Below are 23,680 nucleotides of genomic sequence, written 5' to 3'. Positions count from 1 at the left end.
AAGCTGAAGGTTGAAAGGGGTAGCTGCTGTATGTTCCGGAAAAAGAGATTTTCATTAACCGCCCAATTGATCGTGTTTCTTTCGCTGCTGTTAATTCTTCCGATTTCGGCCATCGGCGCCTATTTCTACTCTTCCATGCTTAACAACTTGACGCAAGTAGAGAAGGAGCACGCCGAAAATACGAACCAAGCGGCGCAAAAGCTGCTTGACGATATGGGGGGCAACTTGCTTAATGTAACGAAAACCAATTCCTACTGGGAAGAGAATCGCGTTGCGGTTGCAAGCAAGGATGCCGAGTGGCTACAAGAAAACGTCAACGTGGCGGTCGATATCGTTCCCAATTTGCATTTTCTCGCCACCCTAAACCCGGACGGCACGATTTTGTCGCAGGCGGGAGATGTAGAGGTTTTTACGGAAAAGTTGGCATATACTTCCATATCGGAACGGCTTGAACAAGAAAGCGGATTTTCCGGCTTGGTTATAACTTCGAAGGGGCTCGCGGTAATCGCCGTTTCCAGAATTACGAATGAAGCCGGAGACGCTCCTTCGCCGGGCGCGCTTGTTTTCGGGAGGCTGCTTGATGTGGAGGCGGTCGAAGGGATCAAGAACATCCTGCAGAAGCAGGCGGAGATCGTCGTGCTGGCCAAGAATGGTCCTTTCTTATCGACCAGCGGGAACGTTCGGGAGGCGGATTTGCAGCCCCGTCTCTCGAAGGCGCTCGAAGACGGCGGTTACTCGGAATCGGAAGTAACGAGGCAGGACAAATGGAGAATTTCGCACGCGTTTGCCTCCCTGAAAGGAATTGACGGGAAACCGATCGCTGTCCTGTACGCGACGATTCCTTCCGAAGCCAGTACGAACGTCGCCAATTCGATCTTTACGTTAAGCTTGACCGTAGGCTCTATACTGTTTCTTCTATTGATTTTGCTAAGCGTGATGGTCCGTAGGCGTATTCTGGTTCCTCTTCGGCGCTTGGCGGCGCTGCTCCGCGAGGTATCCAAAGGATCGCTCGTCGGGCATGCGGATGAGAAATTAGCGCTTCGCAAGGATGAACTCGGAGAAATAGCCTCCTCCGTAAACGGCATGATCCGGCAGCTAAACCATTTGCTTTCGCGCATAGGCGATACGACTGCACGCGTACTCGCTTCCTCGGAGCAATTTTCTATGGCCGCGGAAGAAACCTCCCAGTCGTCGAACTACATAGCGGAAGCGATAACCGCGGTTGCCCAAGGCGCGGAAAAACAGGTAATAGGGGCCTCCCAAAGCGTTATCGCCGTATTGGACATGATGTCCGGGATACGCAGCATCGAGCGGACCTCGCTTGCCGTCTCCGAGGCTTCGCAGCTGGCTTCTAGTGAAGCGGAGCAAGGAAACGAGCTGGCGGGACATGCCGTCAGCCAAATGAACCGAATCAGCGTCGCCGTACATCGTTCGGCGGACATTGTCCAAAAGCTTGGAGAGAGATCCGAGGAAATCGGGAACATCACCGAATTGATAACCCAGATCGCCTCCCAAACGAACTTGCTGGCCCTTAATGCCGCGATAGAAGCCGCGAGAGCCGGGGAGGATGGTAGAGGATTTGCCGTTGTGGCAGGGGAAGTCCGAAAGCTGGCTCTGCAATCGGAAGATTCCGCCAGGAAAATCTCGGAAATGGTGGAGGAAGTATTGTCGTATACCCGACAGGCTGTCGATGCCATGGCCGAGGGCACGGATGAAGTGCAATCCGGAATTGCCGCCGTTACCGAAAGCGGTGAAGCTTTCCGAAACATTATGTCATCGGTCAGAAGCATCGATAGCCAGCTCCAGGAGGTATCGTCGGTCGTTCATCAATTAACGGCGTTGTCGGAGAAGGTGGCCGACACGGTCAGGGAAAGCGAAGCGATCGCTCGGGAGTCGGCCGACGCCACGCAAAGCGTAGTAGGCGCGACGGAAGAACAGTTGGCGGTCATGCAGGAAATCTCGGCTTCCGCGGATTCCCTCAAGCAGGTGGCCGAACAATTGCGAATGGCAACCAATCAATTCAAATTCGGATAGTCCCTGCCGATATAAGAAGAGGAGGCTGTCATGATGAGCATAAGTTCTTTTCTTGAAGGCAACCGGGATTACATGATATTTGCGGGCGTCATGACTATTTTCACGCTAATAGTCATTCTGCTCGTGCGCAAGATCTGGCTAGCTGAGATGGAAATCCGGAGAACGCGACCGGTTTACTTGGTTGTGGGTGCCATTTCGGTTCTAGTGCTGTTCGGCGGATGGTTCCTGGTTCAATATGCGGAAAAAAGAGAATTCGATCGGACGCAAGGCATGCTGTCGGGCAACGCACCGATTCTGGCTTACGAGATGTCCAGCTCGGGATATGGGATGCTCGGCTTGAATACTCCGCCCGACGACCCGGATTATGTGCGATTGATCGGGACCATGATTAACTGGATGAAGCTTAATCCGCAGATCATCAGCTTCTATACCCTCCGCAAGCTGGAGAATGGCCGGAGCGTTTTTATTTTGGGACCCGAGACGGATTATAACCGGGATGGACGCATCAGCGGCGAGCTGGAGTCCAGAGTTCCAATCGGCGAAGTATACGAGGAATGGATTCCGGAGCTGGAAGCTTCGTTTCTGGGGCAACCGACATTTCAGGCCAAAGTGACAGAGGACCAGTGGGGACAGACGATAAGCGCGTTTGTCCCGATTATGGGTTCGAATGGACGTCAGATCGACGTTTTGGGGCTTGATTTTGACGGGAGCCTGTTTCTGAAAAATGTAGCCGAGACTCGACTCAGGATGACAGGGGTCGTCTTTTTCCTTCTTTTGATTATGTACGTCCTGTTTGCGTCCGGCGCCTATTACGTCGTGGAGCGCCAACTCCGCCGGCACAAGGAAGAGCTGCGCCATCTGGCTTATTACGATGCGCTGACCGGTTTGCCGAACCGCGCGCTGTTTCGGGAGAGGCTTCAAGAGGCGCTTACCAACCCGTTCGGTTCGGCTTACTCGGCTGCCGTGCTGCATCTCGACATCAAACGGTTCAAAAACGTAAACGACAGTCTTGGACATGCCGTGGGCGACCGACTGCTCGTACAGCTGGCAAAGCGTTTGGAAGCATGCTTAGATCGAGACGACTTGCTGGCCAGGCCCGGCGCGGACGAGTTCGTGATTTTTCTTGGCAAGGTTTCATCCGTTCATGAGGTGCAACAAAAAGCGGAAAACATTCTGTCAGCCTTCGATCAGCCGGTTAACGTCGACGAATACGAACTCTTTGTAGCCCCGAGCGTCGGAATTGCCGTCTATCCGGACGGCGGAACGGAGGCCGATTCGTTGATCCGCAATTCCGATACTGCGATGTATTTCGCAAAGGAGCGGGGAATCGACCTCCATCTATATACGGAAGATATGAACGATAAGCTGCTGGAGCGGCTATCGATCGAGAACGATATGAGAAGGGGAATCGAGAGGAAAGAATTTTTCTTGGTTTATCAGCCGAAGATCGATACGCGCAGCGGGAAAACGGTTGGAGCGGAGGCGTTGATCCGCTGGAATCACCCGACGAAAGGGATGATTTCCCCCGCCCAATTCATTCCCGTCGCAGAGGATACCGGCCTAATCGTGCCGCTGGGAGAGTGGGTTCTGTCCGAAGCTTGCAGGCAATTGAAGGCTTGGGAAGCCCAAGGATTCCGCCCGATTCAGGTGTCGGTCAATTTGTCTAGCCGCCAATTCGAGAAGAAGGATCTGATATCCCGGATACGGAATATCATCTCGGAGTACAGGGTCGATCCGGCTTGTCTGCAGCTGGAATTAACGGAGAGCAGCGTCATGCAGACGCCGGAATTATCCAACCATACGTTGTATCAGCTGAAGAAAAGCGGATTAAGCATCGCGCTCGACGATTTCGGCACGGGATATTCCAGCTTTAGTTATTTGCCCCATCTGCCTCTCGATGTTCTTAAAATCGATAAAGGGTTCGTCAAGGATGTAACGGTCAATCCGGACAATGCGGCGATCGTCACCGCGATGATCGCGCTTGCGCATAATCTGGGCTTGAAGGTCATCTGCGAGGGCGTGGAAACAAAGGAACAGCTTGATTTTTTGAAGGACCGCGATTGCGATGAAATCCAGGGCTTCTATTATAGTCGGCCGCTGCCGCCAGAAGAGTTCGAAAAGTGGCTCGTTAGGGTCATAAACGCTGCCGACACGCGCATGGCTTGAGAAAAAATCGAATGACATACGAAAGTTGTGATGTTGATGGTTTTGGCAAGGGACTTGATTTCTAATTTCTCCCTTCTTTCGACCATGATTTTTATCGTGATGCAGGTTTCTAAAGGAACCTTGCTGCATTCACATCGAACGCGGAAGTCCAAGCTCGTCATCGGAGGAATTTTCGGACTGCTCGGCATCGTTCAAATGCTGATCAGCATCAGGGTTTCTCCGACCGTCATCATGGACTTGCGCTCGCTCGCGGTCGTTTGCGCTGCTATTTTCGGGGGGCTTCACGCCTCCGTTTTGGCGAGCCTTATCATTGCGGCAGGCCGCATTCTTCTGTTTGGAGGATTGACCGAGGCCGCGGCGTTGAGTTCGATTTCGATTACCATTACAGGCATTGGCTGCGGCCTGATCGTGCGTTATGTCAGGGATTACCGTAAAGCATGGGTTTATCTGTTGACATTCTCGGCCGTCTTGCCGGCGATCGTCGTTTATTTGCTGTTGCGGGAGAAAAGCATCGAGGTCATCCCGGTATTTCTCCCTGTTTACCTCGTCGGCGGGGTTATTATCGCATATGTCATTCATTATCTGGACAAGACGAAATCCCTTTTTCTGAAATACGAAAAGGAAGCGACCAAAGATCACTTGACCGGGCTTATGAACGTCCGTTCCTTCGATATCCGCTTTAACGATGCCGTCGGGCACGCGGCAGCCGCACAATCCTCATTGTCCGTGCTGCTGATCGACATCGATTTCTTCAAGAAAGTAAACGATACCTACGGACATCAAGCGGGAGACGAGGTGCTAAAGCAATTCGCGGCGGTACTTGTCGATTACGCGGGAGCTGAACATGCTGTTTACCGAAAGGGCGGGGAAGAGTTTATCGTTATCTTGGAAAAATGCCCCCGAGCGCATGCGCGTAAAATGGCCGAAGCGATATGCGAGGGTGTGCGCGGATTTGCGTTTCAATTGCCAGATCGGACGCGCCTGCAGGTTACGGCATCGATTGGCGTGGCGACTTACCCCGATATCGGTAGGGAGAGCTTGTTGGAATCGGCCGACAATGCCCTATACGAGGCCAAAAGAACGGGACGAAACCGGGTTGTTTCTTTATGATGATTCCCCTCTGGTCACTTCACCCTAGCGCGCTTCGATGTTCGTTCTTTTCACCCCGATTCGAACGATCGTTCCGTTAGGGCGATTGGTTACGATTTCATGAAAAGCCCGCTCCTCATAAGTGAGTCTCAAGCGCATGAAGATATTGAAAAGGCCGACACCGCCACCGCCTTCATTCCCGGAAAATTCTTGGACATTCCTTTTATCCTTGGCATTGTAACGATCATAGGATTCAATCCTTCGTTGAAACTTGTCCAATGCAGCCGGATCGAATCCATCCCCCCAATCCTTCACTTCAAACAGCCAATGATGATCTGCGGTTTGCTTCAACGCAAGGTGGATAATCCAAGGCGGAGCGGGTTTCCGAAACGCATGGCGAAAACAGTTTTCGATTAGGGGCTGGAAAATCAGACGAGGCACCTTGGAAGAGAGCGAAGATTCATCTATCTCCACTTGATATTGGAAGTGGTCCTCGAAACGGACTTTCATCAGATCCAAATAAAGCCGCGCATACGTCAGCTCATCGTGGACGGTGACTTCCTTGTCTTGATGCTGAGACGTATACCGGAACATAGCCCCGAGCTTCTCGCACAGTTCCATGACCTTGGGCACGCCAGCGTCCTCGCCGACCGAACCGATGACCGACAGCACATTGTATAGGAAGTGCGGATCCATTTGCGATTCCAAAGCGTTGATGCGAGCTCTCAATTCACGCGAATGGGCTTGCACTTCCTTTTCCATCGAAGCCTTTAAGCGTTCGAACATGCCGGTAATAGCTTTGTTAATGAGATGAATCTCGTCTACGGAAGGATCAAGCTTGAGCGAAAGATTGTCCAGGCTAACCTCCCGAATCAAGTCGACCGTCTTGCGCATTCTCTTGGTCAATTGTTTGGAAATCATATAGATCATGATCAGGCTTAGAAGAATGAAAGCAAAGCTGACGATGACGATGAGCCTGCCTACGACTTTGACTGGCGCCAGCAAGACGGATTTGGGTTCCGCGAGGAAAATATGCCATTGGCTTGCGACAGACTGCCGATAGGTGATGACATTTTCGGATAAGTTTACGGATTTTTCGTTGTCGGCTACGAAATGATCGAGCAATCTATCTAAAGTAATCTCTTCTTGCGGCCCATTTCCCGTCTTTTGATACGCCGGTTGCCCGTCCTTATCGAATATGTACGCTTTCAAGTCGGCGTTATCGGTAATGCCCAGAGTCGCCGCGAATTCCGGAACGGTTAGCTGGATTTCGATAATGCCGAATGTCTCCAAATAATTGCGAAACACCCGGTAAAACGAAACGACCTGCCCGGGTTCATTTTCGGCAAAGGGATCGGCATGCGGTCCGACAAAGTGGATGTTATCGTTCTCGATGATCCGTTGGTAGAACTCCTGATAGGATCGACTTTGCAAATGTGAACGAATCGCATCCATGTTTTCAGGAGCCATTCCTAAGCTAGTATAATCTCCGTGATTATTATATAAACGGATACGCGATACATGATTATTAGGACCTTTAATCGTGGCCAAGTAATTATTTGCTTTTCGTCCGATCTGGGTATTCCATCCAAAGTAATTGTCAAGATTGTCGGACTCATCCGCTTGTTCCATAATTTCGAGCAAATCGGGCGAATTGATAATTTGAAAGGTAATGTGGTTTAGCTCGCCGTAGAACAAGTCGATTCGTTCAGACATGCTGGTCGTTAATTGCTCCATATTCGCTTTGGCATCGTTTTTCAAACGGTTGGCCAAGTAGGAATAGAAGAACGAGAACGAAGCGACGATCAGAATGAGAGTCAACAAGGAAAAGATCAGAAACATGTTCCTCTGTACGCCCAGACCCAGACCTTTCATGCTTGCGCTCCCCCTCTTTGCCGTCTGCTGCAAATCATCATAATTACACCACATTAACTATGAAAACACCACAAACACTGATAAAATATGACATAATAACTAATCAAAAATTGGAGAGTTAACCAAATGAAGCGTTTTTCTCGTGCGTGTATTACGCTTTTATTATCGGCGGTCTTGATCCTTGTCCTATCGGCTTGCCGTTCGGATACCGGCAACGCCGTGACCGTTAAGCCGCAGACCTCGATCAAAGTCTACATCAGCGCGGATACGGCGAATAATGAGATCGAAAAGAAAATCAATGACGCTTTTACCGCCAAGACCGGAATCAAAGTCGAGTATGATGTCGTTCCGGGCGACGATATGTACAAGAAAATAGACATGGACCTCGCTTCCTCCGCCTCCACGACCGACGTTATCCCATTAACCAATCCGTTGCCGCTTGATAAATACGTGAAAAACGGTTACTTGCTGCCGTTAAACGAGTTATTGGAAGCCGATCATTACGATGCGGATCAAATCCATGGCAAATATTTAACCAAGTACGAAGGGCTAATTTATTCCCTGCCTGACAACGTGTCGATGTGGGCCGTATTTTACAATAAAAAGATATTTGACGATGCCGATGTCCCTTATCCGCCATCCGAATGGACTTGGGAGCAGTATATTGATACGGCGCAAAAACTAAACGATCCGTCCAAGGGAATCTACGGCTCCTATATGCTGGATTTTGATATTTATCTGTTCATGCTGGCGCGACAACATAATATTTCCGCTTACAAGGCGGACGGCACATCCAATTATGACGATCCGATCTTTAAAGAGAGTTTGAAATTTTTCGGGGATTTAGGAAATGTCCACAAGATTCAGCCCAGTTGGCTGGATTACCAAACAAACAAGCTGCAATGGGACGGGTTTATGTCCGGGAATTACGGGATGCACCTTATCGGCAACTGGTACACGGGACTGCTTACCAATTCAAAGGATTTCCCTAAAGATTGGAAGTGGGGCGTTACGCAAATTCCAACGGACGGCAAGGGAACGAATAATTTCGGCGTTGCTTACAACCATGCCGTGAATAAACGTTCGACTCATCCGAAGGAAGCTTTGGAGTATGTCAAATTCAAGGCGCAGTACGCTGCCAACATGCGCGGAATTCTGCCTGCATTGGCGGATCCGGCTGCACAAGCGGAGTCGGTTAAGCAAATTGCCGAGCTATCCAATGGCAGCGTTACCGTAGACGACCTCTCGAAGGCGTTCTTCGATAACCGGTTGGGTTATGTACAGGAAAAAAATATCGGCCCAGCGGCAGCGGAGTACAGCACGATCATTTTGCAGGAAAGTGATCTTTATCTCCGCGGCGAACGCTCTCTGGACAAAACGGTGCAAGCAATCCAAGAGAAAGCGGATGCGGCCATTTTGAAAGAAATGAATAAGAAAGAGTGATACGATGATCCCCCGCGGGCTGCGAGCGTGTTACAGTGACGAGTCGAGGTGATTTGGCCGAAATAGCACGCTGCGTGCCAAGCTGCGCCGTTCACAAGATCGATCAATTGCCGTCTTTCAGCAGTTTCTCCTGAAAATGCGCGAATTCTTCCGGCGTGATCTGCTTGCTGAACAACTCCTGGATGAGGTTATAATGGCCCTTCGCCTCGACCGGATTCATTTGAACGTCCAGATAAAGCGTAACCTTCTTCGCATTGTTCAGCTCGTTCAGCAGATCGATGTACATTTGCGGAAGCTTGATGGCGTCCGTATCCACCTTGGTAGCCGGAATAATGCCCGCGTCCGTTACCGAAATCTCCCCCCACTTCTTGACGAAGAAGGCGACGAATCGCTTCGCTTCGTCCATATGCTTCGAGTTTTGGGAGACAAATAGCCCGACGCCCGGACCGCCGACCCAATCGTCGACGTTACCTTTCGCGCCGTCGATCGTCGGGAACTTGAAAAAACCGATCTGATTGCGGAACTCCTGCGGAAAGGCCTTGTTCATCGTATAGTTCGGCACTTCCCACGATCCCGTCATGTACATCGCGGCTTTACTGTTCATGAATACGGCTGTCGCCTCATCGTTGGACAACCCGATGAAGCCTTGGTTGAACGCATCCATGTCGACAAGCTCCTGCGATTTCTTCGCCGCTGCGATCAACGCGGGGTCCGTGAACGTGCGGTGTGCAACCGATTCATCCAACAGAGATGGCCCGCCGATTCGGTCGGCCAGATACATGTACCAAAGGGAAACGGGCCAGCCATCATTGCCGCCCAACGTAATGGGCGTTACTTCGTTGCCCCTCAACGTTCGAATGATATTCAGAAGTTCGTCGTACGTATTCGGCGGCTGCAGATTGTACTTTTGGAAGATGGATTTGTTGTAAAAGATCGGAACGATGTTCAGCTCGATCGGAAGCGCGTAATCGTTCCCGTTGTAGGAGTATGCTTCCACCGTGCCGGCAACGAATTTGCCTTTGAACTCTCCCTGCACAATATCATTGAGCGGCGCGAACATGCGGCTTCTCACATACGGGGTCATGAAGCCCGCCGCCCAGGTAAAGCCGATATCAGGTAGCTCGTTGGATGCCGCCAGAATCTTCAGCTTGCTCTTGTACTGCTCATTCGCCAACATATCCGTCTGAATCTTCACGTTCGGGTTCGCTTTCTGATACTCGTCGATGATCCGACTGACCACCTTGTATTGAGCGGCGCTATCTTCAGGCCACAGATGCATCAGCTTGAGCGTGATCTTCTCGCTGGATTTGTCCGTGCCATCGCGATTGGACGCCAGGGAGGACGGTTTGTCGATCGAATCTTCGGAAACTGATTTGCCGTTGTTGGGGCCTCCGCATCCTGCAACGGCCAGAATCAGTACCAGCAATAGACTTAGTGCTGCCAATAGCTTTCTTTTCACTCTGGGTTTCCTCTTTTCACTCGTATGGGACGATAATCCGGACATGCGTTCCTTCACCTTTCCGACTCGAAATGTCAATGCCTTTGGTCCGTGAGCTGTGTTGATAATACAATTGAATGCGACGATGAACATTGGCGATACCCATACCTGTACCCTTGGCGGATAAGACACTGCCCTGCTGAATCGCACGATTGATCGCAGCCAGCATATCTACGTCAATTCCGTCGCCGTTGTCTTTAACATGAATCACAAGATCCTTTTCATTTTCTGACAAGTTAAGGCTGACGGACACGGTTCCCGGATCCATCTTGCTTGCCACGCCGTGGTTGATGGCGTTCTCCACGACCGGCTGGATGATCAGCTTGGGGATCTTGTACGACGTGAGATACGGCGGGACGTCGATGTGCCAGTTCAGACGATCCTCTAACCTGGTTTTCATGATAAGCAAATATTGCTTGATAAGATCCAGTTCTTCCCGAATCGTGACCCATTCGTCCTGATTGGAATTCGTGATCGTATAGCGGAACAAATCCGCCATGGCCAGTACGTAATCGGCCAACCCTTCTTCATTCCGGTCGATCAGCGAACCATACAGCACTTCCAGCGTATTGAACAGAAAATGCGGGTTAATTTGCGACTGCAGCGCTTTTAACTCACTCCGGTTTTGCAAAATCTCTTTTTCGTATACCAGCGTAATCAAATTGTTGATATTCTCGACCATTTCATTGTAAGAATGATTCAATTCTCGGATTTCGATCGTAGACGAGGGCATGGCAACAGGACGGAGTACGCCGAATCTAGCGCCGCGCATCGTGCGGCTCAAGCGAAAGATCGGCTTCGTGATGACGGTTGAGAGAAGTAACGCTAGCATGGCATAGAGCAAGGAACCGATGCCAGCCGAGATGAAAATCTCGTGCCGCAGCACGGAAATCCCTTTGGTGATCTCATCGACCGGCGTCAGGATCAGCAGCGTCCAGCCGGTGATTTCCGATTTTTGGCGCACGACCATGAAAGTCCGAGATCCGATCGCCGCCTTCTTCAATGAAGACTGGAGCATGTCCGCAATCTGGGGAGGATCGATCTGCTGCGCCAGCGTGGAGGCGATCACGTTGCCGTCCCCGCCAACGAGCAGCATCTGGTTGCGCCCCTCCTCCTGTCCGTCCGGATCCTTCAGCGCAAACAGATTGCGGTTGATCCGAAGCAACAGATAACCTCCCGGGGAGAAATTCTGGTCGATCAACGTCACGAGTCGGATAGCCAGGAGGGAGTTCGGATCATTCGGATCAATACCGAACCACTCCATACTTCCCTGGGCTTCTATTGTCCGGTTTATCCAGTTCCGGCTTACTTTCATCTTCAGGTTGGTGTCGTCAAGCGGATACAACCTTTGACCGCTGTAGCTGTATAATTCAACGGATTTGACGCCGTCCGCGAACTGATAAATGGTATTGATCGTGGCGTGAAGCATCTGGCGCTGCTGAAAAGTGGCGTGGTGCCCGTCTTTCTCATTTAACAGCAATTGTTGGACGTATGGATTGGTCGCGACCTGGGTCGTGAGAGAATCCAGTTGCCGCAGGATGCCCTCCAGCCGCCCGTTGGCCTGAACTGCCGTCTGTTGGATGATCGTTGCGGCGTTGTTGGTCAACATCGCCGCAACCGCACGGAACGTCAAATAACCGACGATACCGAGAATCATGATCATGACCGCCAGAAATCCGAACAGCATTTGGTTGCGCAGCGTATTGAAGCGAGATATTTTAGGCCGCATTTTCTGATTCCGCCCTCGCATATGTGCAGACTGTTATCATTTTCAAACAAGAAGAATATTGTCTTTATCGACAATATTCGGGTTAAATTTTACCCAGGTCGCATCATTTCGTCAGTCAAGTCGGTAAAATATCACTTTGGCGAAACTCCGCCTAGTCAATTAATGCCATTAATTCATGATTTGTAACTGTTGACCCTAGCTTTTTTACTTGATCTCCGGTTGATTGGTCAACGACCTTCATGTAAAGCTCCTCTACAAGATACTCCGATGCGTCCCAAATGACCCGTTGATACTCCTCGTAATAGGCGGCGGTCGCTTTGAACAATTCTTTTCCATCAGATGTCCGACAAGGATTTGGTGGACGGTACAGGGACGAATAATTTCGGCGTTACCTAAAACTATGCCGTTTATAAACGTTTGACTCATCCGAAGGAAGCTTTGGAGTAAGTCAAATCCAAGGCGCAGTATGCAGCTAACATGCGCGGAATTCTGCCTGCATTTGCGAACCCGGCTGCCCAAGACAATTCGATTAAGCAAATTGCCGGGCTTTCCGACGGCAGCGTAACCGTGGACGACCTCGCGAAAGCGTTCTTCGATAACAGGTTGGGTTACGTCGGCGAACGTTCTCTGGACGAAACGGTGAAAGCAATCAAAGAGAAAGCGGACGCGGCAATCGTGAAAGATAGGAATAAGAAAGAGTGATAGGATGATTCCCCGCAGGCTGCGAGCGTATTGCAGCGATGGACTGCGCGTGTATGACAGTGAAATGGGATAACAAGTAACAGAGTCACACTTGGCCGGGAGCGGGGAAAGGTCTCGGAAGAGCGGAGCGTCCGCCTCTGCAAACCCGTTGCCTCCTTGCCGAGGGTTTACCATTCAGGCAACGGGTTTGCAGCAAGCGGCTGTAGAGACCTTTCCCCGCGGACGGCCGACGCACGCAACAACTCGCTTCTCCAGGCAAATTATGCTTCATCGGAATACTACGCACGCTCCCCTACTGTCCATTTTTATCCCCGCATAATGGGAATAACAACTTATAGCCGCACCATGTACACTTTATAATAAAAGAGGTAAGAGGCAACTTTACGTCCGGCAACCCCTTCCGTTCCTCCTCCTGCTATAATGAGGTCAACATTTCCGAGAGGACGGGCATCGAGATGAGTTTGAGCCAACGGATCTTCGCCGCCTTTTTCGCATTCATCATCGTTCCATTGTTCGTGCTTGGCAGCGTCTCCTACTTCTTGTTCCAGAAAGCCGCCCAAGAGAAATACGCGGAACAAACGGAACTGACGCTGAAGGCGATCGGCCGCAATATCAACAATATGATCAAAGAAGCGAACTACTTCTCCGACTTCTGGGTTACGACGCAGGATAGCGTCGAGTCCGTCGAGCAGTCGATCGAATCGGGCGGCGCGCAGCCCGACGTAGGCGGCGACGCCTCCCGCAGTCCGGACTACGTGCAGCTTCTCGAGAAGGAAAGGCTGCGCCAGCGCGTCCTCCTCACCTATCCGGGCATCAAATCGGTCACCTTGTATCGCAACGATAACCAGCAAATATCGGTCAACTTCACGAAAGACATGCCGATCACGCGCACCCAGCTCGAAAGCAACTCGATTTTCCCGGAGGTGCTGCGCAAGAACGGGGCTCCGGTATGGATCGGACCTAACGAGGATCCGATGCTGTCCGCCGAGCACAACGTGTTTACCCAAGTGCGCGTCCTGCTCGAAGTCGATTCGCTCGAGAGCAAGGGCATTCTCGTGACGAGGTTCCAGATGAACGAGCTGGATCGCATATTCAGCTTCTACGGCAAACAAGGGAAACTGGACCGCCGCTTCCTGATCGTCGCCGGCAACGGCAAAATCGTGTTCGACAACGCGGCCCAGGCCGAAGGGAAGACGATATCGGATTACGTCGACTTGGATAAGGGCATCGACCTGAAGAACGCGGGCAGCGCCGCCAGAAGCAAAACGATCGCGTTCGAAGGACGCAAAAGCCTCGTCACCGCGCAGAACCTGCAATTGCAACGGCTCGGCGTCGGCGATTGGAAGCTCGTTATGGTCACGTCCTTGCAATATTTGAACGGCGATATGACAGACGTGCTGCGATGGATGGTCGTCATCACCGGGATGTCGCTCGTGCTAGCGCTGATCTTTAACTTGATGTTCGTTCGAAGGACGGTTACGTTCATCGTCCGCGTCGTGCGCGCGATGCGCCAAGTGGAGCGGGGCGACCTGTCGACGAGAGTGCCTGTCGTCGGCAAAGACGAGACGTCGACGCTTTCCAGAGGGTTTAATAGCTTGGTCGAAAGGGTATCGGAGCTGCTCGACGACGTGAAGCAGGAGCAGTCCCGCAAGCGAAAAGCGGAAATGATGCTGCTTCAGGCCCAGATCAAGCCGCATTTCTTGTTTAACGCATTGGAGTCGATCAACATTCTCGCCGTTCAGAACGAGGGCCGCAAAGTGAGCAAGATGGTGCAGCGGCTCGCGAATATTTTCAGGATCAGCATTCAGCAGAAAGAAGAAATCACGATCGAGCAGGAGCTCGAGCATCTGCGAAGCTACCTCGAGATCCAGAAGTATAGGTTCGAGGATTTGTTCGAATACACGATCGACGTTCCCCGCGAGCTCATGGACACCCCAATTCTGAAGCTCACGCTGCAGCCGCTCGTCGAGAACAGCATCCAGCACGGATTCGAGGGTATCGGATACATGGGCAAAATCCATGTGAGCGCGAGAGAAGAAGGGCATGATATCGCCTTCTACGTCGAGGATAACGGCATCGGCATTCCCGAGGAGCAACTCGCGAGATTCGTGTCACGGGGCATGACGCTGCAGGAAATGTACGAGGAATCCCCGGAAACCGGGGAGCGTCGCGGGCTCGGCGTCGGCAACGTCGCCGATCGCCTGCGAATCCATTACGGCAGTCCGTACGGGCTCACGCTGTGCAGCGCGCCGGGCCAAGGCACGGTCATCAAATGTTTAATACCGCAGCATTCCGCAGACGGCGGGGAGTGAAACGCATTGAAGCTTAAAGCATTGCTCATCGACGACGAAGTGAATATTCTCAAAAATTTACAGGCGGTCATCCCGTGGGATAGCCTCGACATCGAGCTCGTCGGTACCGCGCGTAACGGGGAGCAGGCGCTCGAGATCGCTAGGGAGCATCGGCCGCAGCTCATTTTGTGCGATATCCGGATGCCCGTCATGGACGGCATCGAGTTTCTGGGAGCCCTTCGCGAGTTCGATGAGGACGCCGAAGTCATTATGATGACCGGCTACCAGGATTTCAGCTACGTCAGGTCGGTCATCCGTTACGAAGTGAAGGACTATATTCTCAAGCCGATCGATTACGAGGAACTGGAAGGGACGATCGCGCGGCTGGCGGCTGGCGTTCGGGCGAGAAGCATCGAGCAGCATTCGATCCAGCAGGAAAGGAAGATCATGTTCCACCTCGCCTACGAGAAGGTGCTGTACGACCGGATCGTCGATCTCGGGGGGACGCCGAGCCGGCCCTTCCAGAAACTAAGCGAGATGGACGGGGAAAATCTGGCGTTCGCGATGATGCTCGTCGACGTCGCCGATTATTCGAGACGGGAGCGATCGTGGGACGACAAGGAGCGCAAGCTGTGGAATTTCGCCGTCCATAACATTTTGCAGGAAAACCTCGCTTCTTTTAACGTGCCTTTCTCGGTTCTCCAAGTTCGCAGCGGAGAATGGTGTGTGCTGATCGAACGGTCGGTTCCGGATATTTACGACCGGGCGCAATCCTTGGAATGGGCGGAGAAGCTAAGGCAGGCGGCGGAAAATTACCTCAAGCTGACGATCCGGGTCGCTCTCCATCCTTCCGAGGTGACGTTGAAGCAGCTCGCGAGAACGTACAAGAGCTTGCAGCGCTCGCTGAACTTGTTGCCGTCGGCGGAGCAAGGCGTCATCGTCTCGGAGAAATCCAGAGGCAACGCGGAAACGTCGCAGCAGCTGTGGGATCGTATCGAGGAAATGGTCACCGGGCTCAAGCGATGCGACCGCCGGCGGACGGAAACCGCGCTCAAGGAGCTGAACGACAGCTTCCGAGAGCTTCCGGATTCGTCGTTCGAGCGGGTCGCGCCGATCGTCCATTACTTATGCATCCATCTCCTCCGGGAGATGAGGGCGATGGAAGTGATCGGCCGCGAGGAGGAAATCGCGATCTGGCGCCAGATCGACCAGCATCAAGGCATCCGCGACACGCTTCAAGTCATTAACAGGCTCGTCGACCAATCGCTGGAGAGCGTCCTGAAGAAAAAGACGAGCGACGTTCTTATGCTGTCGGCGAGGGATTACATCGAACGCAATTTGTCGGCTGACCTCAGCATCGATCTGCTCGCGGATTACCTCGGCATCAGCGGCAGCTACTTCAGTCTGCTGTTCAAGCAGCACGTCGGAGAGACGTTCGTCGAATACGTGACGAAGCAACGCATGGAAATGGCCAAGTCGCTGCTCGCGCTCAGCGACAAGAGCGTGACGCAGGTCGGGCAGATGGTCGGCTACGCGGAAAGGCGTTATTTTACGAGAGTGTTCAGCAAATTCACGGGGATGCTTCCGTCGGAATATCGCGAACGCCAGCAGAACCGGTCGGGCAAAGAACCGACGTGGACGAATCGCGAGTCATGAATAAAGGAGATGTTACCGTTGACGAGAACGTTCGAACAACTGGAATTGAAGGATAAAATCGGCCAACTCTTCATGTGCGGCTTCGACGGCCTGGAGCCGACGGACGACATCCTGAACTTGATCCGGGACTACGGGCTAGGCGGCATCATTTATTTTCGCAGGAACGTGAAGGACGCGGCGCAGGTCGCTGCGCTTTCCGCGAAGCTGCAGGCGGCGGCGGAGAACCCGCTGTTCATCGCCATCGACCAAGAGGGCGGCATGGTCGTCCGGTTGGAAGAAGGCGTGACCGTCATGCCCGGCGCGATGGCGCAAGGGGCGGCCGACAACGCGGCATTGACTCGCGAAGCGGCGAAGTGGTCGGGCGCGGAGCTGCGCGGCATCGGCATCAACATGAATTTCGCTCCTTGCCTGGACGTGAACAATAACCCGAACAACCCGGTTATCGGCGTACGTTCCTTCGGAGAAGATCCAGCGCGCGTCGCGGAGCTCGGCATACAGGCGATCGACGGTTATCGGGAAGGAGGCGTCGTCGCGGTGGCGAAGCATTTTCCCGGGCACGGGGATACGGCGGCGGATTCGCATCACGAATTGCCTTCCGTTTCGCACGGAATCGAACGGCTGAACGAGGTGGAGCTGCTGCCGTTCCGCAAGGCGATCGAAGAGAAGGTCGGCGCGATCATGACGGCCCACGTCGTGTTTCCGGCGTTCGAACCGGGCGGCATTCCGGCGACGCTGTCCCAGCGCATCCTCACCGGCTTGCTTCGCAAGCAGCTCGGCTTCGAAGGCGTCATCGTCACCGATTGCTTGGAGATGAACGCGATTTCCGAGTCGATCGGCGTCGCTCGCGGCGCGGTAGAAGCGATCAAGGCCGGGGCGGATCTGATCCTCGTCAGCCATCGCGCCGTCCGCCAGACGGCGGCGCTGGAAGCGGTGCACGAAGCGGTCATGGCCGGCGAAATTCCGGAATCCCGGATCGACGAAGCGGCCCGCAGAATATGGGAGCTGAAGCAATCGAGCGGCTTGTTCGGCGTCGCGGTTCCCGCGACGAACCCGGCTCGCGCGGAAGAAGTGCAGCGACTGCTGTGCGAATCCGCGGTCACCGTCGTCAAGGGCGGAGACCGGTTGCCGTTGTCCAAGGACGGCAAGACGCTCGTCGTCTGGACGGAGGCGCGTGTCGGCACGGAAGTGATCGAAGTGATCCGGCAGGAATGGACACTGGGAGCCGCACTTCAGGCGATGGGCTACGACGTCGCGGAAGTTCGGATCGGCATCGACCCTACGGCGGAGGAAATCGAAGACGTCCGCTCCGCGCTCGGCGGGAGCCGCACGGTCGTGTTCGCTTCGTACGACGCCGGCTTCTCCGCCGGACAACAAGCGCTCATCCGAGAACTGTCGGCCGGCGACGATTACTTGTTCGTCTGGGCGGCCATGAGAACGCCGTACGACCTGATCGCAGCTCCTGAAGCAGAAGTGTACGTGTGCTCTTACGAGAATAAGCCGGCCATGATGAGCGCGCTGGCAGGCGTGCTCGCCGGCGAATTGCCCGTCGCGGCGAAGCTGCCGGTGACGATAGGAGAATACGCAAGAGCGTAATCGGCCATCGCTCCCGAACGCATGCAACCTCATCGCGAGGCTCGATCGCACCGGGGGGAACGGATGGGTCTACCGCATCGGCATGAACACCTTCGGCGTCTTTGCGCGCCGAAGGTGTTTTTTGCTTGTCCTCTGATGTATAATAGCGGACAGGAGAACAGTGACGAAAGGGAAGGTTTGCCACATGACCTATTCGCGTTCGCGGACGTTAAACGTGAAAAAAACGAAAAAACGGAACCGTACGCGCGCGCTGCTCGCGTTGAACGGCATCTTGCTTTGCGCCATCGTCGCCGTAGCGATCGCCGTTTGGAAGTCGAAGGACGGCAACGGCGCCGCGGATGGCCCTTCCCGCGAACCGGCGGCGACATCTTCGCCTCAACCGTCCGGAAGCGCGCCGGCGGACTCCGGTTCCGACGACGGTCGGCCGGCATCCGAAGAGAATGGCGACGGCGAAGAGTCGGCATCTCCGGCTTCGGCGGACGGCGCGATCAAGCTCGCGTTCGTCGGAGACGTGCTACCCGCGGCGAAGGTGCTGGAGCTCATGAAGATCAACGGCTACGATTATCCTTTCCGGGAGGCGAAAGAGTTGCTTTCTTCGGCGGATATCGCGGCCGGCAATCTCGAGACGCCGATCTCGGAGCGGGGAATTCCGGCGGAGAACAAGCAGTTCGTGTTCCGCGGCAGCGCGGAAGCGGTGCCGGAACTGAAGAACGCGGGCTTCGATTTCTTCTCCCTCGCTAACAACCATACGCTGGATTACGGCTGGGACGGATTAAGCGACACGATGGACGCGCTCGACGACGCGGGTTTGCAGCACGCGGGCTCGGGCAACGACGACCGCGAGGCCTACGCGCCCGCATACATAGAGAAGAACGGTACGACGGTCGGTTTCGTCAGCGTGACGCGCGTCGTTCCCGAAGTCGCTTGGAAGGCCGAGCGCAATCATCCCGGCGTGGCGGAGGCATACTCTCCCCAGCGAGCCGTTCAGGCGATCATGGAGGCGAAGGAGAACGCCGATATCGTCGTCGTCATGGTCCACTGGGGTGTCGAGAGAGCGGATAAACCGGTCGAGCATCAGACCGATTTGGCGCATCGTTTCGTCGACGCCGGGGCGGATCTGGTCATCGGCAGCCATCCTCACGTTCTGCAAGGTTTCGAAGCGTACAAAGGCAAGTGGATCGCCTACAGTCTGGGCAACTTCGTCTTCTCGACGACGACGTCGCCGAAGACGAGCGAGACGGGCGTGCTGAGCGCCGCATGCGACAAGGACGGCGCCTGCAAGCTGAGTTTCGCGCCGATGTTCGCGAAGCAATCCCAGCCTGCGCCGATGGAAGAGCCTGAAGGGAAGGCATTGCTCGCCCGACTGTCGGAGCTCTCGTACGGAGCGGCCGTCGGGGAGGACGGCGCCATTGTGGCGAAAAATTAAATATTGGTTGTCGGGGCTGCCGAATTTGCCTTTCCGGTTCCCCTCCAAGGGGGAGAGAATCATGGACGAAACGACGAAAGAGAAGCTTCATCCTTGCGTCGCTCACCGCGGCTTTTCCGGCAAAGCGCCGGAGAACACGATGGCCGCTTTCCGAATGGCGATAGCTCTCCCTTATGTGAACTGGATCGAACTGGACGTCCACCTGTCCAAAGACGACGTTCCCGTCGTCATTCACGACGGCGAGCTGAAGCGGACGACGAACGGGAATGGCCGGGTTAGGGAGAAGACGGCCAAGGAGCTCGGCAACCTCGATGCCGGCAGTTGGTTCGATCCCGGCTTCTCCGGAGAAAAAGTGCCGACGCTCGGCGAAGTGTTGGACTTGACGGCGGGCAGGTGCAGGCTGAACGTAGAGCTGAAAGGCGACGACGGCCACCGGGCTCTTCTCGCCGCCAAAGCGGTAGAGACGATTCGATCGCGAGGAAGAGAGAACGACACGGTCATCACGTCGTTCCAGGACGATATTTTGAAAGAGGTCAGAAGCCTGTCCCGCACGATTCGTACCGGCTTGATCGTCGACGAAGGCTCGAATGATCTGATCGACCGGGTCAAGAGTTTGGGAGCGGATTTCCTGTCGATCGGCTTTCATCATTTGAACGAGGAGCTGCTCGCGAAGGCGACGCAAGCATCCGTCGACGTCATGGCGTGGACCGTCAACTCGGCCAGCGATTTGAGCCGGCTCGCGAGCCGGCCCGAAGCGTTCCAATTGTGTACGAATTATCCGGACCGCTGGGAGGCGGCCGTACGCGGGGAGAAATAACAATGATCGACATGACGGCCTTATCTTTGTCCGATATTCGGAACATTTATTGCGTCGGGCGCAATTACCGCTTGCATGCGACGGAGCTCGGCAACGAAGTGCCGACGTCTCCGATGATTTTCACGAAGCCGACTCACGCGGCGATCGGCATGGACGTCGGGAAACTCGGCATACCCGCGTCTGAAGGAAGCGTGCATTACGAAGCGGAGCTCGTCTTCGCGATCGGCCGGACGTACGAGTCGGGAATCGCTTGCGACGAGTTGATCGGCGCTTTCACGGTCGGGATCGATTTGACGTTGCGCGACGTTCAAGACGTTATTAAAGCGAAAGGCCACCCTTGGCTTGCGGCCAAAGGTTTCCGGAACTCCGCCGTGCTGGGCCGTTGGTTGCCGTTTCCCGGCGAGAACGGGATGGAGGCTCACGATTTCGGCTTAACGATGAACGGAGCCGAAGCGCAGAGAGGCAATGTCAAGGATATGGTATTCGGCCTTCAGCGGATCGTAGATTTCGTCGGAACGCGATACGGGCTAGGGGCGGGAGACTTGATCTATACGGGGACGCCGGCCGGCGTCGGAAGCTTGAGCGACGGGGACTCGCTCGACGTATGGTGGAACGGGGAAAGTCTCGGCAGATCGACGGTGGAAACTTATTAACATGAAAAAGGAGCGTTTCGTCCGCGCGTGCGGGGAACGCTCCTTTTGCGTGCGAAGATCCGATTCATTCCTAATCGGTCTCCTTGTCGGTCAGCTGGCCGCGGACTTCGAGCAGCTTCGGCAGCTTCTCGAAGAAGACGTCGACGATGGCCGGGTCGAAGTGGCGCCCCCGTTCCTCGCGGAACAAGTTCTCTATTTTGTCCAAGGGCCAAGCCGCCTTGTAGACCCGTTCCGCGCTTAAGGCGTCGAATACGTCGGCGACGGCCGTGATGCGGCCGTAGATATGGATGTCCTCGCCCTTGCGGCCGAGCGGATAACCGGTGCCGTCCCACTTCTCGTGATGCTGCTCGGCGACGATGGCCGCCGCGCGCAGCAACTCGCGCTTGGAGCCCTTAAGCAGCTGGTAACCGATTTTCGTGTGGGACTTGATAATCTCGTATTCCGATGGCGTCAGCTTGCCGGGCTTGTTCAATACCGCGTCCGGTATCGCGACTTTGCCGATGTCGTGCATCGGGGAGGCCGTCCGGAGCATTTCCGCTTCAGTCGCGCTTAGGCCCAGGCCTCTAGCGAGTATGTAAGAATATTCGGCTACGCGCTTGACGTGGTTGCCCGTCTCCGTGGAGCGGATCTCGCCGATCTCGCCCATCGTGAAGATGATTTCGCGCTGCGTATCGATGATTTCCTGGTGAAGCATGACGGACTCGAGCGATTTGCCGGCGTACGAAGCGGCAAGAGTGAGCATCTCCAGATCCCGGGAAGTAAAGTAGCCGATCTCGGTCAGCTTGTTGATCGCCTGGTACGCGCCGATGATTTCCCCGTCGTTGTTGCGGAACGGTACGGTGATAATCGATTTCGTATGATATCCGGTTTTGCGGTCGTTGTCCGAATTGTGCCGCGGGTCGCTGTAGGCGTCTTCGATGATAATCGGTTCCCCGGTCGCGATCGCGCTGCCGACGAGTCCCGTTCCGAGAGGGATGCGGATTTCGTCTACGCCGTGGGCGACCGTCGTGTACAACTGCTCGCTAACGACGTCGATCAGCCAGACGGTGCAACGGTCCGACAGGATCATTTCCCGTCCCATGTCCGCCATGAAGACGAGCACCGAGTTCAAGCTTCTTTCGCTGGCGATTTTCGCCGTATATTTGAATATGATCCGAAGCAAATCTTCGGACGACAATTCATTCTTGAACAAAGGCTCCCACTCCTCGCGCTACCTATTCAAAAATGTTATTCGGCGAGATTTTGTCGAATCCTGCAACGCGCGCAAAAAAACAGCGTTCCCCGGGAGGGAAACGCCGTTATTGGCGCGTGTTCAAAAAGTTCGATTTTCAGCGACGAGAAGGTTGAAAGAAGCTAGGGAATGAGGATCGGAGCGTAGGCAAACCTACGTGACGTCGGTTTTGCGTAACCCCTTCAAGTAGATCGTAATCGCCTTGACGACGCTATCCATGACGTCTTCGTCCATTCTGAATCCGCCCATCGATTCGAGGGACGCGAAACCGTGAAACATGCTTCGAAGACCCCGCACGGCCGGCACGTAATCGTCAGGGCCGACGCCGAGAGGCTCCATCAAACGGACGATCAGCCGGAGCGTCTGTTCAGCGGCGAGATCGAATTGTTCCGGACGCGAGTCGTCCGTCCGGTTCATCGCTTCGTAGAGTCCCGGCCGCCTCCGGGCGAAGTCGACGTAAGCCTTTCCCACCTCGGTCAGCGCCTGCTCGCCGGATCGTCCGATCGCCGCGTCCGCGAGCGAATCGTACAGCAAGTTCGCCCCGTGAACGGAGAGCTTCCGGCGCAGGTCGGGAAGGCCGCCGACATGATTGTAGAGCGACGGGGTGCGAATGCCGAGATGGCCGGCCACGTTGGCGAGGGTAATCTGATCCCAGCCTTCGCGATCCGCGATGTCCGCCGCAGCGGTGATGACGGTTTCAGTCGTGACGCCCGCCCTCATCCGGTTTTCCTCTCTTTCAAGCTTTTTTCGGCCTTGCGAACGGCCCGGTCGATGGCATCGGCGGGTTGTTCGACGGCGGGACCATGACCGACCAACAGGACGGCCGGATCGAGCTCGCGAACGCGAACGGCGCTTTCGATCGCGGTCGCCGCATGCCATGTCGCGAGCGCGGGGAAAGGAAATTTCCACTTTATCGTGCCGGAGACGGCGAATCCGCCCTTCGATTGGAACGCGTCGCCCCCGATCAGTACGCGACCTTCCGGTTCATAGAAAGCGAAGTGGCCCGGCGTATGTCCCGGCGTCGCGATCGCTCGGAGGGAACCGATAACATCGCCGTCGCCGAACAGGAAGTCCGCTTGGAAAGGAGTTTTCTTCGGCACGCTGCCCTTGATCGGAGTCTGGGCTTCGCCGGGAAGCAGCGAGAGGTCGCCGCGAAGAAGGGATTCGTCCCGGCGGGAGATGCCGACGCGCGCTTCGGGGTGGCGTTCCTTCAAGTAAGGGACGGCGCCGATGTGATCGTCGTGGGCGTGCGTCAGCAGCATGCGCACGAGCGGTTTGCCGGTCGCCCGAATCGCTTCCTCGATTCCTTTGGCCGCGAAGGGCATACCCGCGTCGATCAGCGTCAAGCCGTCGTCTTCCTCGACGAGATAACAATTGATCGGAAACAGCTTCGGCAAAAATTGCAGTTGAGTCGTTTTACCCCACGAATGTTTCAACATCTTTCGATCGCCTCCATTTACTATCCTTGTTATCATAA

17 protein-coding genes are annotated in these 23,680 nt (G+C 54.5%); 11 read left to right on the top strand and 6 right to left on the bottom strand.

Features of this window, described 5'->3' with window-relative positions:
* The first annotated feature begins 30 nt into the window (after positions 1–30).
* The 3 genes from ACFPPD_RS23850 (at position 31) to ACFPPD_RS23840 (ending at position 5,310) form a co-directional block, all read left to right on the top strand.
* Positions 31–2,034, top strand: a complete 2,004-nt coding sequence (locus ACFPPD_RS23850) for a methyl-accepting chemotaxis protein (RefSeq protein WP_209743977.1) — start codon at positions 31–33, stop codon at positions 2,032–2,034.
* Positions 2,035–2,067: 33 nt separating this feature from the next.
* Complete coding sequence (locus tag ACFPPD_RS23845; protein ID WP_209743974.1) at positions 2,068–4,200, top strand: putative bifunctional diguanylate cyclase/phosphodiesterase; 2,133 nt, start codon at positions 2,068–2,070, stop codon at positions 4,198–4,200.
* Between the two features lie 120 nt (positions 4,201–4,320).
* On the top strand, positions 4,321–5,310 hold the full coding sequence (locus ACFPPD_RS23840) for a GGDEF domain-containing protein (protein WP_209743971.1): 990 nt from the start codon (positions 4,321–4,323) through the stop codon (positions 5,308–5,310).
* A gap of 24 nt (positions 5,311–5,334) precedes the next feature.
* On the opposite strand, the gene ACFPPD_RS23835 is transcribed toward ACFPPD_RS23840, so the two are convergent.
* Positions 5,335–7,164 (bottom strand): sensor histidine kinase, encoded by a 1,830-nt coding sequence (locus ACFPPD_RS23835; protein ID WP_209743969.1) that lies wholly within the window; start codon positions 7,162–7,164, stop codon positions 5,335–5,337.
* Between the two features lie 126 nt (positions 7,165–7,290).
* On the opposite strand from ACFPPD_RS23835, the gene ACFPPD_RS23830 reads away from it, so the two are divergent.
* Positions 7,291–8,607 carry an ABC transporter substrate-binding protein gene (locus ACFPPD_RS23830; RefSeq protein WP_209743966.1) on the top strand — a complete coding sequence of 439 codons (1,317 nt, stop codon included), beginning with the start codon at positions 7,291–7,293 and terminating at the stop codon, positions 8,605–8,607.
* A gap of 103 nt (positions 8,608–8,710) precedes the next feature.
* Here the strand turns inward: ACFPPD_RS23830 and ACFPPD_RS23825 are convergent, their stop codons facing one another.
* On the bottom strand, positions 8,711–10,111 hold the full coding sequence (locus ACFPPD_RS23825) for an extracellular solute-binding protein (RefSeq protein WP_209743963.1): 1,401 nt from the start codon (positions 10,109–10,111) through the stop codon (positions 8,711–8,713).
* Positions 10,083–11,762: a cache domain-containing sensor histidine kinase gene (locus tag ACFPPD_RS23820; protein ID WP_378083619.1), complete on the bottom strand. Its 1,680-nt coding sequence runs from the start codon at positions 11,760–11,762 to the stop codon at positions 10,083–10,085. Before ACFPPD_RS23820 ends, ACFPPD_RS23825 begins: the two co-directional genes overlap by 29 nt.
* Positions 11,763–12,311: 549 nt before the next feature.
* Here ACFPPD_RS23820 and ACFPPD_RS23815 point away from each other — a divergent pair.
* The 7 genes from ACFPPD_RS23815 to ACFPPD_RS23785 all read left to right on the top strand — a co-directional run bounded on the left by ACFPPD_RS23815 (position 12,312) and on the right by ACFPPD_RS23785 (position 20,972).
* Positions 12,312–12,536, top strand: coding sequence for a hypothetical protein (locus tag ACFPPD_RS23815; RefSeq protein ID WP_209743957.1), 225 nt, complete (start codon positions 12,312–12,314; stop codon positions 12,534–12,536).
* 455 nt (positions 12,537–12,991) lie between these two features.
* A complete protein-coding gene (locus tag ACFPPD_RS23810; RefSeq protein WP_209743955.1) occupies positions 12,992–14,848 on the top strand; it encodes a cache domain-containing sensor histidine kinase in 1,857 nt (618 codons plus the stop codon).
* Between the two features lie 6 nt (positions 14,849–14,854).
* Entirely contained in the window at positions 14,855–16,483 is a 1,629-nt protein-coding gene (locus ACFPPD_RS23805) for a response regulator (protein WP_209743952.1), read from the top strand.
* Between the two features lie 18 nt (positions 16,484–16,501).
* Positions 16,502–18,076 carry a beta-N-acetylhexosaminidase gene (gene nagZ, locus ACFPPD_RS23800; protein ID WP_378083615.1) on the top strand — a complete coding sequence of 525 codons (1,575 nt, stop codon included), beginning with the start codon at positions 16,502–16,504 and terminating at the stop codon, positions 18,074–18,076.
* A 184-nt stretch (positions 18,077–18,260) separates the two neighbouring features.
* On the top strand, positions 18,261–19,502 hold the full coding sequence (locus ACFPPD_RS23795; RefSeq protein ID WP_209743947.1) for a CapA family protein: 1,242 nt from the start codon (positions 18,261–18,263) through the stop codon (positions 19,500–19,502).
* 61 nt (positions 19,503–19,563) lie between these two features.
* The gene (locus ACFPPD_RS23790) at positions 19,564–20,319 is read left to right on the top strand and encodes a glycerophosphodiester phosphodiesterase (protein WP_209743944.1); all 756 of its coding nucleotides are present in this window, start codon (positions 19,564–19,566) and stop codon (positions 20,317–20,319) included.
* A 2-nt stretch (positions 20,320–20,321) separates the two neighbouring features.
* Positions 20,322–20,972, top strand: coding sequence for a fumarylacetoacetate hydrolase family protein (locus tag ACFPPD_RS23785; protein WP_378083612.1), 651 nt, complete (start codon positions 20,322–20,324; stop codon positions 20,970–20,972).
* A 70-nt stretch (positions 20,973–21,042) separates the two neighbouring features.
* Here the strand turns inward: ACFPPD_RS23785 and ACFPPD_RS23780 are convergent, their stop codons facing one another.
* The 3 genes from ACFPPD_RS23780 to ACFPPD_RS23770 form a co-directional block, all read right to left on the bottom strand.
* Entirely contained in the window at positions 21,043–22,164 is a 1,122-nt protein-coding gene (locus ACFPPD_RS23780; RefSeq protein WP_209743940.1) for an HD domain-containing phosphohydrolase, read from the bottom strand.
* A 192-nt stretch (positions 22,165–22,356) separates the two neighbouring features.
* Entirely contained in the window at positions 22,357–22,923 is a 567-nt protein-coding gene (locus tag ACFPPD_RS23775; RefSeq protein ID WP_209743937.1) for a TetR/AcrR family transcriptional regulator, read from the bottom strand.
* Positions 22,920–23,642: an MBL fold metallo-hydrolase gene (locus ACFPPD_RS23770; RefSeq protein WP_209743933.1), complete on the bottom strand. Its 723-nt coding sequence runs from the start codon at positions 23,640–23,642 to the stop codon at positions 22,920–22,922. Before ACFPPD_RS23770 ends, ACFPPD_RS23775 begins: the two co-directional genes overlap by 4 nt.
* Between the last annotated feature and the right edge of the window lie 38 nt (positions 23,643–23,680).

This window comes from Cohnella suwonensis (assembly GCF_042655365.1).
GTDB classification, from domain to species: domain Bacteria; phylum Bacillota; class Bacilli; order Paenibacillales; family Paenibacillaceae; genus Cohnella; species Cohnella suwonensis.
This window is presented reverse-complemented; position numbering and strand designations above follow the sequence as displayed.